Origin of the sequence: Lysinibacillus sp. A1 (genome assembly GCF_000801965.1) — a bacterium.
Taxonomy (GTDB): domain Bacteria; phylum Bacillota; class Bacilli; order Bacillales_A; family Planococcaceae; genus Lysinibacillus; species Lysinibacillus fusiformis.
Window position 1 is genome coordinate 238,025 of record NZ_JSZM01000025.1, and the last position, 15,122, is coordinate 253,146.

Consider the following 15,122-nt stretch of genomic DNA (forward strand, 5'->3'; position numbering starts at 1 on the left):
TTTTATGTTGGCCGTGTACGATTGAACATAGAAGTGTTTAATACTTAATGAATATGTAAGGAATGAGTAAGAAAAAAGTGATGATTGACAGCTACAATGAAAATAGATTGAAAGATTGGTAAGAAGATAAGGAGGCTAGAGGAAATGGGCATGATGATAGGGATTATGACAGGTGCAATAATAGGGGTTGTTTTATTATTGATCAGCTTCATATTATTTTGGATAGGGAAGAGAAAGCAAGAAGAAAACCGATATGCAATATGGGTGATGGTTGCAGGTTTATTAGCGTTAATTACTTCTGGGAGCAATGCTTTAAACTATTTTTCATGAGGAAGTGGGACAAAAAGGGCGGTATCGATGTATCGCCCTTTGATTTACCACCTAAAATGCTCTAATTATTGAGGGAATTTAAAATGTACCTTATGTTCTTTTTCATCCCAAATAAGATGCGCATTGAAGGTTTTTTGTCCCTTTTTAAACCCTTTGATCATGTCTGTTTCACCAGAGGCAAGTAGCTTTCTTACATTTGTCTGTGAAATGGTTTTACTGAGTATTTTCTTTGAAACTGAAAATTTACAGTTGGCAGTTTTATAGTTTGAACAGCCGTAAAAAGTACCATGATCTATGATAGAGCCATCGCAAAGAATACACTTTCCAACAACGGTTTTTTCTTTTTTATATTTCTTTTGATAAGGGTTATTGGCACTGATTTTGTCGACTTCCTTTTGATCGAATGCCCATACTTTTTCACGTTCATGCGCATCTGTAATCAATTTATAGGTGAGCTTTTTTACTTGCTCCATAAATGCTTGAGGAGAAGCATGTCCTTCACCAATTTCAGATAGTCGCTGCTCCCATTTTGCGGTCATCGAGGGTGATGTCAGTAGGCTGTTTTCACCTAGTGCTTCAATTAATAACATACCTTTAGATGTAGCAAATACTTGGTTTTTCTTTATTTCAATATAGTTTCTATCTTTGAGTGTACCAATAATACCGGCTCGTGTTGCTTCAGTTCCTAATCCTTCCGTTTTAGATAAAACCTTTTCTAACTCAGCATCATCTAGATGTTTACCGGCTGTTTTCATTACTGTAATTAAATGACCTTCTGTATATCTATTAGGTGGCTGTGTTGCCCCTTTTTTAACGGTAGCTTGAGCCACAGTCCCGAGCTCATTTTCATGAAGAAGCGGAAGCATTTCTTCTTCTTCTTCTTGAGATGCATTTTCTTTAGATAGATAAATGACTTTACGCCAACCCTCCTCGATTTGCTCCTTCCCCTTCGAAATGAACTCAGCTCGTTTATCGACAAGCGAATGAATCGTTGTGTACGCAAAAATGGCGTGGTTATAATGTGCTGCAATGACTTGTCTAGCTACTAAATCGTAAATCTTCTCTTCTTCCATGCTTAGCTTAGCAAGGTTAGGTATTTGATCTGTCACAATGATCGCATGGTGGTCCGTTACCTTCTTCTCATTGACGTATCTTTTGTTATTCATAATTGAATTTGTTGGGGGAGGAAGAAGGTTTTTATATTTATCTATTTTGCTCAAATTGTTTAATATAGTTGGTAGTGTTTTGGCTTCTTCACTTGTTAAAAACTGCGAATCTGATCTTGGGTATGAAACTAAACCTTTTACATAAAGCTTTTGTAAAATATCAAGAGTTTTTTGTGGCGAAAACTTATAAGATTTATTTGCTGTAGCCTGTAATGCCGACAAATTAAATAACAGAGGTGGTGCGTATTCCTTCGTCTCTTTATTTATTTTCGTTATTTCTACATTTTTATGTAGACAGAAATTAGCAATGGCTATCGCTTGCTTTTCCTCCGATACTCTTGACATATTATTTTTATGCCATTTTGCTTTTAGCATTCTACCCGCGAAATGAAAGACTGCTTCGACTTCCCAAAAAGGTTCTGATTTAAAATTCGCGATTTCATGTTCCCTATGAACAATTAACGCAAGGGTTGGGGTCTGTACTCTGCCAATGGAAAAGACATCTTTGACACCATTTTTCTTAAGTAGGACCGTATATAATCTCGACGTATTCATGCCGATTAACCAATCTGCACAGGAACGACTTAAAGCTTCGTAATAAATATCCTTCGTTTTCGCTTCCGGTAGTAAATTGGAGAAGCCATTTTTGACCGAGTTTTCAGTTAAGGACGATATCCATAATCGTTTCATCGGTTTGTTTACACCACATACCCTTAAAATAGTACGAATGATTAATTCTCCTTCACGCCCTGCGTCTCCACCGATTATAATTTCTTGAATATCTGTTCTTTTAACTAGATTTTTTATGATAGTAAATTGTTTATACTTAGATTTAGAAACTTTATATTCAAATCGATCGGGAATAATGGGTAATGTTTCTAACTTCCACTTTTTCCATGTTGGATCATATTCTTCTGGTGTTTTTAATTCACATAAATGCCCAATTGCCCAAGTAATAATGGCTCCATTGGGAAAATATGAGTTGGCTTTGACGTCAAAATATCCTGTCCTTTTAGTAAAAGAAAAGGGAGCAGCTAACTTGGCAGCCTGATCTGGTTTTTCTGCAATTACTATTTTCATCTATCATTCTCCTGTAACTAATCATTCCAACTCTTGTAAGTTCATTATAAATTAATATTCAGTATAACGGTTAAACCAAACATTTTGTCGATCTATTTGATATTTATGATGAAGTCCATCTTGAAATAGGGGTCTGTTATGAAAATATAAGGAGAGGGGATTTATTTTCCCTTCTTTTTTCGTTTTGGACTGTCACCCATAATCCATGCCAGTAAAAAAATGGCCTATTGCACGAATTTTAAAAGATGAATCGTATTATGAAAAGAAGGAGGCTCGATAGGAACTATGAAAAAGTTTGCTGGCTTATGTGTTCAAGAGATTGTTCAAACATATAGTGACACCTTAATTCGTATTGCTGTGCATCAGACAAAAAATATGTCTGAGGCGGAGGATATTGTCCAAGAGGTTTATATGACTCTTATGAAACAGAGAAAGCCCTTCGATCATGAAGATCATTTAAAGGCTTGGCTCATCAAAGTAACTTTTAATAAATGTAAGGATTACTTTAAGTCTGCTCGTATGAAGAAGACGGTACCAATTACCGAAGAAATGTCCTTTATCGCCAAAGAGGAGCAAATGGTGCTTACGGAAATTTTTGAGCTGAATCCAAAAGAGAGAGTCATTGTTTATTTACATTATTATGAAGGCTACACAACTGCAGAAATCGCTAATCTATTAGGAATGAACGTCAACACGATCGGCTCAAAGCTAAGACGGGCACGAATGAAATTGAAAATCATATTAGAAGAAGGGAGTACGGTCTGATGAATGCTTATAAAAACGTGATGAAGCAGATTCATGCTTCCGAAGAATTTAAGATAAAGATGGAAAACGAGATGATGGAATTTCAACAAAAAGAAAAGAGGGTCTTTATGAAAAAAGTACGAATAAGTGTGGGAAGTTTAGTTGCCTGTGCAGTAATAGCGGTGGTCGCTTCTTTAGTCAATGTAAACAATGACACAACAATCGATTTAACAGATAGAATTGTGGTGGATCAATCAGCTCCTGCGGCAAGTGCAGTAGTCAATATCGAAGGAGTGATCACAGAAGTTGGAGAAGATGGACTGAGCTTTACGTTGGATAACGGCATGGAAGTAGTCGTTACCGATGAGACCAAATTGGGGATAGATGGTCCAACCGCCCCCCCTAAGGAAGAACAATTTTTTGAGCCGACATTTAGAGTAGGCAATCTAATAGGCGGTTTCACGGAAGATAAGACTACAGAGCCAGTAACGGCGGCTGTCATTTATACGAACTGGAATTTTGAGAAACCTATCCACTGAGGTACAGCAAAATAACCCCTTTAGATATCGATCTAGAGGGGTTTTAAACATTCAAGGTGCAACGAATATTAGGCTAGGCCACCATTAACGAAAAGTACTTGGCCGTTGATCCACCGTGCTGGACCAGCTAAAAATGCAACGACTTCTGAAATATCATTAGGCTCACCTAGTCTTTCTAATGGCACCGCATTTGCTAAATGCTGAATTTGATGTTCATCTTTTCCATTTAAGAATAGAGGGGTTGCTGTGGGGCCAGGAGCTACTGTATTAACAGTAATATCCTTACCTCTTAATTCACGAGCTAAAATCATTGAAATGGATTCAATTGCTGCCTTACTGGCAACATAAGCGCCATAGTTTGGGAACTGGCTACGAGTAACAGTGGTTGAAAAATTAATAATGGCGCCTCCTTTGTTAACTCGTTGTGCTGCTAATTGAGAGACAACAAAGGTACCTCGAATATTTGTCCTATGCATCCTATCTAAATCATTTAAATCTAATTCGGCTATTGGGCTAAGCAACATGATTCCAGCTGTATTAATGACAACATCTATACTTCCAAAGGCTTTTTCCACCTGATCAAAGGCCATACTCATTTCAATTTCATTTGCTACATCGCCACCGACAGATATTGCCTGACCTCCACGCGCCACAATGGATGCCTCTAATTGTTTTGCATTTGTTTTACTTGAAGAATAGTGAATACCAATGACATAGCCTTCCTCTGCTAATTTTTCTACGATTGAACGGCCGATCCCGCCAGATCCACCTAATACTAAAGCAACGCGTTGATCCATCTCTTTTCCCATAACACAAATCATCCTAAGCTTATGGTTGAGTTACAAAAATTAAATTTTGTAACTTTGTTGTTTTATAGTACACATGCTATAGTTACATTGTCAACAAAATGTAACCTTGAAAATGAATTGGGGAGATGGATATGGCTATTCTTTCGGAAGATAAGATTTTTTCAACAGCAGAGGCAATTATTCTAAGTAAAGGTATAAATAAAACGACATTATTAGATATTGCGAAGAGGCTTGGCGTAACTCACGCGGCACTATATAAACACTTTAAGAATAAAGAAGACTTATTACAGAAGTTGGCTCTTAAATGGTTGGAAAATACTTCGCGACCATTATTGGAATGGAGGCCTAAAGAACATGAGGATGCTGAAACTGCTCTACATGATTGGCTATGGCTCCTTAATCTTACAAAGAGAGATCTTTATATCAATCATCAGAAAATGTTTTTATTGTATACAAACTACATCGAAACCAATAGTAGCCTTGTTAGTAATCATTTAAATCATCTAGCTAAAAAGGTGGAGGAAATTAGCGGGTGGGAAAATCAAGGAATGGCAGTTATGACGGCATTTACGTATTTCCACAACCCGTATTTTGCTGAAAGATGGAGCAACAGTGACCATCAAGCATTATTTGAACAGGTATGGTCCGTTGTTTGTAAATCTCCACCCAATCTATAAGACATGTACAGGCAAAATAATACGTAGTGAACCAATAAAGCTGGCATATAGAAATGCCAGCTTTTAAGATTGCTGAAAGGGGTTTTCCAAATAGGGTCCTTTAATGGTAATACGCATTAACTGAGTCGCCATAAATTTTGGCGTATAGGGCATATCATTTTCTAACCACCAGACGATCACCTCAAGAAAGGCAGCGGCATAAAAACGGATAGCCATATCACGCGGTACGGTTAATTTTTGATCATCAGGCTCCATCAATTGAATGCCACTTGATACAAAATCGATAATTATCTTTTTTAAGCCTGCAGAAAAATAGGGGATATCTTTTTCTGTGAGGTAGACTTTGTAAAGCTTACTATTCAGTGCGATTTGCTCAAACAAATGCATAAATGTTTCATGTGGCTGATCATAATAAGGCAATAAATCAAAATCTCTCTTCTCTTCAAACGTTGGGTGAATACTTCCTACTAATTCATGTAAGATTTCCTCAGAGCTCTGGTACAGTAAATCTAATTTGTCGCGGTAATGTAAATAGAAAGTGGCACGGTTCAAGGTTGCTCGTTGAGTAATATCTTGCACAGTAATCTTCTCATAGCCTTGCTCATCAATTAACTCCACTAATGCATCTCTTAATAGTTGGCGTGTTCTTATGACGCGAGGGTCCATCTTTTTCGACATTTTTAAGCTCCTTGTATTAAATTTATCGTTTACACAACATAATAGCCTTACATGTTGTCAATGCATCAATTCATGCTCTTATGTTGTTTGCCCTTTTTGAACAGACAGTTATAATTATATTAACGACACGGTGTCGATAATACAACTAGTTGTTAACGTGTTCACGAATTATTCATTTATCTAATTCAGCTATTTTATATCAAACATACGGATAAGTCCCTTTTCTATGGGGAGGATGTATGCTTGTGATGCTCTTTTTAGAGGGTGTTCAAACATCTACTGAATCAAAATGAAGCCTCTAGCATTTATCAGGGAATAAAAATATGCTGGCATTTGCACAGAGGGAATGGATGAATAAAAGAAAGGGAGTATTATAGATGGGACGTTTAAATGGGAAAGTAGCAATTATTACGGGAGCAGCGATGGGCATGGGAGCTTCTGAGGCAAAACTATTTGCACAAGAAGGGGCAAAGGTGATTGCAACAGATGTGCAAATCGAGCCATTGAATAACTTAGTGAAAGAAATTAAAGAAAATGGTGGAGATATTATTGGTCTTTCACATAATGTAACGTCTGAGGACGAGTGGAAAGCCGTTATTGCAGAGGCAGTGAAGGCATATGGGAAAGTCGATGTACTAGTCAACAATGCAGGAATTTCATCACCAAAAACGATCGCCAATATGGAAATGGACGAATGGAATAAAGTGATGGACATTAACTTAAATGGCTGTATCATTGGTATGAAATATGTGATTCCAGAAATGCAAAAGGCTGGTGGCGGTTCTATTGTCAATATTTCTTCCATTGGTGGAATCGTGGGAATGGCAGGGACAAGTCCTTATACAGCAGCAAAAGGAGCACTTCGTGTGTTGTCTAAGTCGGCTGCTGTAGAGTATGGGAAAGATCATATTCGTGTAAATTCTGTTCACCCAGGCATTATTGTTACGCCTATGACAGCGCCAACGATGGAAGAAGGGGGCGCTTTACCTTTTTACAAAACTTATACACAGCTACCATACTTTGGTGCACCAGAGGACGTAGCTTATGGAGTAGTCTTCCTTGCCTCTGACGAATCACGCTTTATGACAGGCGCAGAATTAGTCATTGACGGTGGCTGGACGGCAATTTAAACGAAAATAGCTTGGAAAAACTAGGTTTCACTAATTACATGTGATCCTAGTTTTTTTGCATGTATGGGAGAGATGGATAAAATCATCCTCGGTTCAAGCATACTCGTAATGAAGTTTTACATACTGGCAAAAAGTGATGCAGCTATTTTCTAGAAAAAAACCTGTCCAACAGCCTTCGTCCTCCTACTCAAAACCCTCCTTTCGCCTGCAAATTAGCACAAACACCGAGGATGTTTGTGCATATCATAGTGGGGAGTAAGCGTTTTCCTCTTTATATAGAAGAAAGTCAAAACGGAAAATTTCACGAATCTGTGAATATCACGAAAAAAATTCATAAAAACCTTAACTATTTCATACGAAATCCGTATAATAAATCAAACAGTACGAAAATTGTCCATATTTCTCAGTAAATTGCGCGAATTTTTTAAATTGTATTGACGTAGGAATCGATAATTTGTACACTGTGTACAGTCAATTGTTTTTTGGAGGAATACAATTAATTTGAAAAAGTTAGGATTTGATAGATATGATCGTGTGTAAATTTGGTGGAACATCTGTAGCAAACGCAGAACAAATTCAAAAAGTAGCAAATATTGTGAAATCTAATCCGGCACGTAAAATCGTTGCCGTTTCAGCACCAGGCAAACGATCTGGTGACGATATAAAAGTAACCGATCTATTAATACAATTAGCAACTGCCGCGTTACAACATGAAGATACCGAAGACAAATTGCATATTGTAGTCGATCGTTTTCGAGCAATTGCAGATGGTTTAGGGTTAGATAATGCCATTTGTGACGTGATTGCGGAAGATTTACGGGAACGTGTACAAGGTGACAAAACAAACGTGGAATTATTCATTGATAGCATTAAAGCAGCAGGTGAGGATAATAACGCCAAGCTTATTGCCGCTTATTTTAATGCAATTGGAATGCCCGCACGCTATGTAAGTCCTAAGGATGGATTAGTGGTCAATGATTTGCCTGAACGAACATTTGCTTTACCCGAAGCGTATGCTAATTTAGCCCCTTTAAAACATACAAAAGAAATTATTGTGTTCCCAGGGTTCTTCGGTTACACTAAAGCGGGCGTATTGCGGACATTTGACCGCGGAGGCTCTGATATTACTGGCTCCATTTTAGCAGCAGCTGTTGAAGCGGAGTTATATGAAAACTTTACGGATGTGGATTGTGTGTTCTCCGCGAATCCGAAGGTTGTCAATGATCCAGTGGAAATTAAAGAAATTACGTATCGCGAAATGCGCGAATTATCATATGCAGGCTTTTCAGTGTTCCATGATGAAGCATTAATGCCTGTCTACAAGATTGGGGTGCCCGTTAACATAAAAAATACAAATAATCCATCAGCCCCAGGTACTCGTATCGTACCAAGTCGTCCTGCAACAGGTCGTCCCGTTACAGGTATCTCGGCAGACAGTGGTTTTTCAACTTTATATGTCTCTAAATATTTGATGAATCGTGAAGTGGGCTTTGGACGAAAGCTACTACAAATTTTAGAAGATGAAAATATTTCTTATGAACACACACCTTCTGGCTTAGACGATATTTCAGTCATTATGCGTTCGAATCAGATATCACCTGATAATGAAGAGCGTATTATTAGTCGAGTGAAAGAAGAGCTACATGCTGAGTATGTAGAAATGCGTCATGGTTTTTCAATGATCGTGATTGTTGGCGAAGGTATGCGTCATAACACAGGTTTAGCTGCGCGTGCTGCTACAGCGATTTCAAGAACTGGCGCAAACATTGAAATGATCAATCAAGGCTCTTCTGAAGTAAGTCTCGTTTTTGGAGTACTTCAGGAATTTGAAAACCGCATTTTACAGGCGTTATATGAAGAATTTTTTGCCCATGCGAAAGCTTAATGACACAATTATCACTAATCCAAGAGTTCCATACTTGGATTAGTGTTTTCTTTTTGCTAAGAATACGGTAAAATCGAGGGCGTACATAGTTGGGAGGGTTTTTCGTGAAGAATTTAACGATTGGTATGCTTTTTTCGGTTGTTGGGATACTTTTTGTCTGTTTAACGATTATGGATATTTTACCGTCATCGACAAAAACAATGAAAGTAGTTTACATAGCTATTGGTTGGGTCTTTATCATCATTGGCTCCGTGATCCGCTTTAAAAATCTTAAACAAAAGCAGTAACAACACGTCGAAATGGAATTGTGGCAATAGGCAAACTTATGATACAATTTCAAAGAAAATAAATAATTTGAGTATTATGAAGTTGTTATTCTGTACAAGTGTTCAGAAGGTTCAAATTTTAATAAAGAATCGACAGTACAAATTCTTCTTTGTAAGAATTTGTTTTTTTATGTTCATAATCTATTTATCGTCAGGAGGCGATTGAATGCCCATACTTACAAAGGATCATATTCAAATTTCTGACCAATATGTAGCACTTCAAGCGGTTTCACCTATGAAGATTGTCTCCTCTGCCATGCATAATCCAGGCTTTGGTTATTTTACTCATCTGATGAATCGGACTGTGCCTATTACGTATGATGATCGACAGCCACATCGTGATTTACAGCATTTTTTGCAGGCGCATGATTTTCCAGTCGATCACACAGTGGCGATGATGACGGCTGTCCAAGCCAAATTTGCGACCATTCGTGATTTTACATATGAAGGTATTCATCTAGTCATTATGATTACTGCGGGTCTAGGCAATGCCGTAGATATTACACGTGCTTTTCATCGTATGGAGCAATATCATGCAGGAACAATTAATACATGGGTGCTTATTAACGGGAGATTGTCTGATGAAGCGTTATTTCAGGCTATGATTTCGACAACGGAGGCGAAGGTGAAGGCGTTAGCGGATGAAGGTATAACTGATCCTACAACAGGCACGCAAGCAACCGGAACATCCACTGATAGCTTACTCATTGCTGCTACAGAAGAAGGGGACTACCATCAATATGCCGGTCCTATCACAATGCTAGGCAAAATCATTGGCTACGGTGTCTATGAGACGATGCGTGAGGCTATTCGTAAATACAAAAAGGATAAAGAGGAGAAGGCGTTATGATTGCCATAGTGATTGCCTGTATCATAGGAATTATATTCGATATTTTAGTAGGAGACCCTCCGAAGCTTCCGCATCCCGTGCGATGGATTGGTAAGCTGATTCAATCACAAACAGCTTTATGGAATCAAGGAAAATGGCGGAAACTGCGTGGTATGGTGATGGCTCTTGCTGTTGTAGGGACAACGATGTTTGTGGTCACACTTATTTTACTACTCAGCTATCAGGTAAGCTTGATTTTTGGTGTTTTAGTTGAAGGGCTTCTAATAGGTATTGGGCTTGCACAACGTAGCTTAAAGGAGGCGGCACTGGCAGTTTATGAGCCCCTTGTAAAAGGTGATTTTGCGGAAGCACGCATCAAGTTATCATGGATTGTTGGGCGTGATACCGAAAAGCTGGGGGAAGATGAGATTGTGCGGGGTGTAGTAGAGACCGTTTCAGAAAATACAAGTGATGGAGTGACCGCCCCACTATTTTATGCCTTTTTATTTGGTGCTATCGGTTTATGGGGCTACAAGGCTGTCAATACATTAGATTCCATGGTCGGCTATAAAAATGAAACATACAAAGATTTTGGCATGTTTTCTGCCAAACTTGATGATGTCCTGAATTTTATTCCAAGTCGTATTACGGGCTTTCTTATCGTGCTAGGTACAAAAAATGAAACGAGTTACTCTTTTGGACAACGATTAAAGCGTTGGGCGCAAGACGCTAAAAAGCATCCAAGTCCCAATAGTGGTTATTTAGAGGCGGCAACAGCAGTGCAGCTTGGCGTCCAACTAGGTGGGAAAAATACTTATCAAGGCATTGTTTCGCATCGGGCGATTATGGGAGAAAAATTAGTTCCGTTAACAAAGGAACATATAATGGCATCTATTATTCATATGCGTATTGCCATGGTGCTCTTTACGCTTGTCATGTTAGCAGTGGAGGTGTTCATTTATGCTATTACCTAATCATGGAGCAAATCCGCAAAATGTTTATGAGCAATTAGGTTTAACGATGCCTGAAGAGGTTTATGATTTTAGTGAAAATGTCAATGCGGCAGGACCACCATCCTTTGTCGAGGCACGTTGGCGTACATTTTACCCGCTCATTCAACGCTATCCAGATCCAGATGGAGAGCCTTTTCTATCAAAGGTTGCTGCTTTTCATCAAGTGGCGAAGGATATGGTTTTACTAGGCAACGGGGCATCAGAGCTCTTTAGTGTTATTGCGAGACGTTATGCGCAAAAGCGCGTCATTGTCGTCCATCCTACTTTTTCAGAATATGAGCGAACATTGCGAGCTGCAGGTGCTATTATTATTCCGGTTCTGGTGACGGACTTTATCCAACATACATTGCCAATGGAACGACTTAAACAAGAAATGATGGAAGCGGATGCACTCTATATTTGTACACCGAATAATCCAACAGGTGTATTGCCAGAAAAGGAAGATTTACTAGCGTTATTGGAGCATGGGCGAGCGGTCAAATGTGAGCTTGTCATCGATGAAGCCTTTATGGATTGGGTCGATGAGACGAATTCCCTCATGCATGAAAGTATGGAGAATTCACATGTCCTCGTTGTGCGTTCGATGACTAAAATGTACGCAATACCTGGCTTACGTCTTGGCTATTTAGTTGCTCATGCCACTATTGTAAGTGAGCTAAAGGACATGCTACCCCATTGGAATTTAAATGCCTTTGCACTGGTCATTGGTGCAGGCTGTTTGGATGAGCAGCACTATAGTCAGCAGGCAATTGCCTATGCGACAACGCAAAGAGAGCAGTTGCATCGTTATTTACAAGAAAACGGCTGTGTTGTCACTAATAGTGTGACGAATTATGTGTGCTTTTCATTGCCAAAGGAACAGCAGGCGGATGCCTTTTTTACGTATTGTTTAGCACAGGGAGTTGTCCTGCGTCATACGAAAAACTTTAAAGGATTACAGGGCGAATGGTTTCGTATTGGGATTAAAGAAATTGCGGCCATGACGTATTTATATAATTGTCTGCAGGCGTGGTTTAACGCAAATAAGGGGAGAGAAAAGTGACAACTTTTTATCTAGTAAGACATGGGGAAACACAATGGAATCAGGAGCAACGACTACAAGGATGGTTGGACTCTCCGTTAACGGACAATGGTAGGGAAGCGGCCGCAAGATTACAGCAGCAACTACAGTCAATCCCATTTGCGGCAGCTTATTGTAGTTCAAGTGGTCGTGCGAAGGAGACGATGGATATTCTGACGGCTCATCGCCAATTACCGGTTTACTATGAGGATAATTTACGGGAAATCTTTTTAGGGAATTGGCAGGGAAAGCGAATTGAGGACATTTTGATGACAAATGGGCTTGATTATGAATTGTATACGAAATACCCTGCGCAATTTATCGCAACCCATACAGAAAGTTTTGGTGCTGTCACAGAAAGAGCGATGTATACGTTGAAAAAAATAGCAGAGCAGCATGGTGATGAGCCTATTTTGATCGTCTCCCATGCGGTGACGATTAAATGCATGATTAATGCCATTTTACAACGCAATATTAGTGAGCTTTGGGCAGCTCCTTATATTCATGGGACAAGTGTTACTGTAATTGAACGACAGGAACAGCAGTGGGTAATCCAAGAGATCGGTACACTACATCATTTACAATAGGAGGTATTACAAATGCCCCTCATTTTTATTACTGGTGGTGTGCGTAGTGGCAAATCTCATTTTGCAGAGCAAGCTGCTATACAGTACTTCCAAGCGCAGCCTAGTACAGAAAAACGTTTAAAATATATAGCTTCTGGTATTGCTTTGGATGATGAAATGGAGAAGCGAATCGATCGTCATCAAGCTGATCGACTAGCTCAGCCAATAAAATGGTTAACAGTGGAGGCCCCTTATAATATCGCACCCGTATTTGAGTCACTCAAGGATGGGGATGTGGTGCTATGGGATTGCGTCACTACTTGGCTGACGAATGCTTTTTATGAAGGCTATGATCGTGGAGCACCCTGTGTAACGAAGCCTGGTTGTTTAGCATCCAAGGTTCGAACTGTTAAACAGGCCATCCAATCCCTGCAAACGAAGAACGTGACATTATTAGTGGTGTCGAATGAGCTGTTTGATGAGCCACCTTATCAGAACGAAGAGGTGGAGCTGTATCGAAGAACTTTAGGACAGCTTCACCAATGGTTCGTTGCGTCGGCTCAAGAGGCGTATGAAATGAATTATGGTATCGTAAATAGATGGAAATAATCGAGAAGGAAGGCAAGACAATGAAAAATTTTTGGCATAGCCTGCTGTTGGCATTTCAATTTTTTACGGTTTTGCCCGTACATAAGGAATTACCTTTAACAAGGTCAACGATTACAGGGATGTTTGCTTGCTTACCATGGATAGGGGCCTTGATGGGTACAACGGTAGTCGGAGTCCTTTACAGCCTTACACAATGGACGGCTAGTAGCGAGGTCATGCTTGCCTTTATCATCATCGGGCTATTTGCTTTATGGACAGGCGGTTTACATTTGGATGGCTTTATTGATATGGGGGATGCGTATTTTTCTTATCGAGATCGGGATAAACGTCTTGAGATTTTAGATGATCCTCGGGTTGGTGCTTTCGGAGTACTATCGATACTATTTTTGTTATTTGGGAAATTTGTCGTTTTACATGAGCTTTTTGTGCAAAATAAATTTGCATTATGGATGGTTGTATTCATTCCTTTTTTAACAAGAGTCGGCATGAGCTTTTATTTTATGTCACTTAACTGTTCAAAGGAAAAAGGACTTGCCTATTTCTTTCAATCGCATATCAACGCGAAACTATTAAAAATAATTATGCTACTGTCTCTTTTGTTGGCCATGCCGATGGTGCTGATCATCACAAAGTTCTCAATGCTACCAATACTATTAGTGATCGTTTTAGCATTTGCGCTCGTTATTTTTCGACAATTTACATTGCGTAATTTTGGCGGTGTCTCGGGTGATTTACTAGGTGCATCGATTGAAGGGATGGAGGTTGTACTATGGGTGACATTGTTACTGTGTGCTTAATGCGGCATGCGCCCACAAAGGCCAATTTAGAAAAGCGTTATTTGGGGTGGACGGACGCACCATTAGCTGATATCTCCAAGCTCTCTGTAGTGGATGCAGGTGTCGAAAAGGTATATGGCAGTGATTTACAACGCTGTCGAGTCACAGCCGCCCATTATTTTCCGAATGCTAGCTATGAAGCGGATGAACGGTTTCGTGAATCCAATTTTGGTGAATTTGAGGGGAAAACCTATGAGGCTTTAAAGACGGATGCTCGTTACCGTGCATGGTTGGACGACCCTATTCATTCGCCACCGCCACAAGGAGAGGCTTTTGATGATTTTGTGGCAAGAGTGGTAGAAGGCTTCAACCAGTTACCGAAGAATGAGGATCGCTATTTTTTAGTCGTTCATGGCGGGGTGATTCGTGCCTTACTCATAGCCTATGCGCCAACAGAGCAGCCGTTTTGGTCATACCAAGTGCCACATGATCATCAATTTAATTTAACATTTACTAGAAAGGCCTGGGAGGAGGGAACTAGATGCATGTTTTTATCGGAGGCGCCTATAGCGGAAAAACCGATTATGTAATGCGTTTATATGAACAACACGAGGTGGTACTTATCGATGGCGACCTACCTGATATTGCACCAGCCTGTGAAATCCTAGTCATTCAACATATGGAGAAATGGCTTATGACACAAAATCTTGAGGAAGATGAGCTGGTCGTACAATCCGTCCTCACTAAATTATCAGCCCTTGCCCAACATTGTTCGCTGGCACTTATTGTGACAGATATGGGCCGCGGTGTTGTACCGATGGAAAAACAAGCACGTTTATTACGTGATACGTGTGGCCGCCTATACCAAGCATTATTTGCTGAAGCGAAGCAAGTTGTGCGTATTT

The 15,122-nt window shown here is 39.6% G+C and carries 18 protein-coding genes; 15 read left to right on the forward strand and 3 right to left on the reverse strand.

What is annotated here, in order from left to right; all coding sequences use genetic code 11:
• Window positions 1-144: 144 nt before the first annotated feature.
• Entirely contained in the window at window positions 145-330 is a 186-nt protein-coding gene (locus tag PI85_RS19640) for a hypothetical protein (RefSeq protein ID WP_036125314.1), read from the forward strand.
• A gap of 65 nt (window positions 331-395) precedes the next feature.
• On the opposite strand, the gene PI85_RS19645 is transcribed toward PI85_RS19640, so the two are convergent.
• Window positions 396-2,576, reverse strand: a complete 2,181-nt coding sequence (locus PI85_RS19645; RefSeq protein WP_036125316.1) for a DNA topoisomerase III — start codon at window positions 2,574-2,576, stop codon at window positions 396-398.
• A gap of 285 nt (window positions 2,577-2,861) precedes the next feature.
• Between PI85_RS19645 and PI85_RS19650 the strand changes: the two genes are divergently transcribed.
• A complete protein-coding gene (locus PI85_RS19650; RefSeq protein ID WP_036125318.1) occupies window positions 2,862-3,341 on the forward strand; it encodes an RNA polymerase sigma factor in 480 nt (159 codons plus the stop codon).
• Window positions 3,341-3,859, forward strand: a complete 519-nt coding sequence (locus tag PI85_RS19655) for a hypothetical protein (protein WP_200886583.1) — start codon at window positions 3,341-3,343, stop codon at window positions 3,857-3,859. The genes PI85_RS19650 and PI85_RS19655 overlap by 1 nt, the downstream gene beginning before the upstream one ends.
• A 68-nt stretch (window positions 3,860-3,927) precedes the next feature.
• Here the strand turns inward: PI85_RS19655 and PI85_RS19660 are convergent, their stop codons facing one another.
• On the reverse strand, window positions 3,928-4,668 hold the full coding sequence (locus PI85_RS19660; RefSeq protein WP_036125322.1) for an SDR family oxidoreductase: 741 nt from the start codon (window positions 4,666-4,668) through the stop codon (window positions 3,928-3,930).
• Window positions 4,669-4,799: 131 nt separating this feature from the next.
• Between PI85_RS19660 and PI85_RS19665 the strand changes: the two genes are divergently transcribed.
• Window positions 4,800-5,345, forward strand: coding sequence for a TetR/AcrR family transcriptional regulator (locus PI85_RS19665; protein WP_036125325.1), 546 nt, complete (start codon window positions 4,800-4,802; stop codon window positions 5,343-5,345).
• A gap of 63 nt (window positions 5,346-5,408) precedes the next feature.
• Here PI85_RS19665 and PI85_RS19670 read toward each other — a convergent pair whose 3' ends face one another.
• A complete protein-coding gene (locus PI85_RS19670; RefSeq protein ID WP_036125327.1) occupies window positions 5,409-6,023 on the reverse strand; it encodes a TetR/AcrR family transcriptional regulator in 615 nt (204 codons plus the stop codon).
• 377 nt (window positions 6,024-6,400) lie between these two features.
• On the opposite strand from PI85_RS19670, the gene PI85_RS19675 reads away from it, so the two are divergent.
• From PI85_RS19675 to PI85_RS19725, 11 genes are all read left to right on the forward strand, one after another.
• A complete protein-coding gene (locus PI85_RS19675; RefSeq protein WP_025115647.1) occupies window positions 6,401-7,153 on the forward strand; it encodes an SDR family NAD(P)-dependent oxidoreductase in 753 nt (250 codons plus the stop codon).
• Between the two features lie 526 nt (window positions 7,154-7,679).
• Window positions 7,680-9,038 (forward strand): aspartate kinase, encoded by a 1,359-nt coding sequence (locus PI85_RS19680; RefSeq protein WP_036125329.1) that lies wholly within the window; start codon window positions 7,680-7,682, stop codon window positions 9,036-9,038.
• Window positions 9,039-9,142: 104 nt separating this feature from the next.
• Entirely contained in the window at window positions 9,143-9,325 is a 183-nt protein-coding gene (locus tag PI85_RS19685; protein WP_025115645.1) for a hypothetical protein, read from the forward strand.
• Between the two features lie 205 nt (window positions 9,326-9,530).
• Window positions 9,531-10,214 (forward strand): adenosylcobinamide amidohydrolase, encoded by a 684-nt coding sequence (locus PI85_RS19690; protein WP_036125332.1) that lies wholly within the window; start codon window positions 9,531-9,533, stop codon window positions 10,212-10,214.
• Window positions 10,211-11,167, forward strand: coding sequence for an adenosylcobinamide-phosphate synthase CbiB (cbiB, locus tag PI85_RS19695; RefSeq protein WP_036125333.1), 957 nt, complete (start codon window positions 10,211-10,213; stop codon window positions 11,165-11,167). The genes PI85_RS19690 and cbiB overlap by 4 nt, the downstream gene beginning before the upstream one ends.
• On the forward strand, window positions 11,154-12,248 hold the full coding sequence (locus PI85_RS19700; RefSeq protein ID WP_036125334.1) for a histidinol-phosphate transaminase: 1,095 nt from the start codon (window positions 11,154-11,156) through the stop codon (window positions 12,246-12,248). Before cbiB ends, PI85_RS19700 begins: the two co-directional genes overlap by 14 nt.
• Entirely contained in the window at window positions 12,245-12,853 is a 609-nt protein-coding gene (locus PI85_RS19705) for a histidine phosphatase family protein (protein WP_036125335.1), read from the forward strand. The genes PI85_RS19700 and PI85_RS19705 overlap by 4 nt, the downstream gene beginning before the upstream one ends.
• A 12-nt stretch (window positions 12,854-12,865) precedes the next feature.
• Window positions 12,866-13,441, forward strand: a complete 576-nt coding sequence (locus tag PI85_RS19710) for a bifunctional adenosylcobinamide kinase/adenosylcobinamide-phosphate guanylyltransferase (protein ID WP_036125336.1) — start codon at window positions 12,866-12,868, stop codon at window positions 13,439-13,441.
• A 20-nt stretch (window positions 13,442-13,461) separates the two neighbouring features.
• The gene (cobS, locus tag PI85_RS19715; protein WP_036127852.1) at window positions 13,462-14,238 is read left to right on the forward strand and encodes an adenosylcobinamide-GDP ribazoletransferase; all 777 of its coding nucleotides are present in this window, start codon (window positions 13,462-13,464) and stop codon (window positions 14,236-14,238) included.
• Window positions 14,211-14,807: a histidine phosphatase family protein gene (locus PI85_RS19720; RefSeq protein WP_036125338.1), complete on the forward strand. Its 597-nt coding sequence runs from the start codon at window positions 14,211-14,213 to the stop codon at window positions 14,805-14,807. Before cobS ends, PI85_RS19720 begins: the two co-directional genes overlap by 28 nt.
• On the forward strand, window positions 14,759-15,122 hold a 364-nt coding region (locus tag PI85_RS19725), incomplete at its 3' end, for a bifunctional adenosylcobinamide kinase/adenosylcobinamide-phosphate guanylyltransferase (RefSeq protein ID WP_039392337.1). The genes PI85_RS19720 and PI85_RS19725, both read left to right, overlap by 49 nt.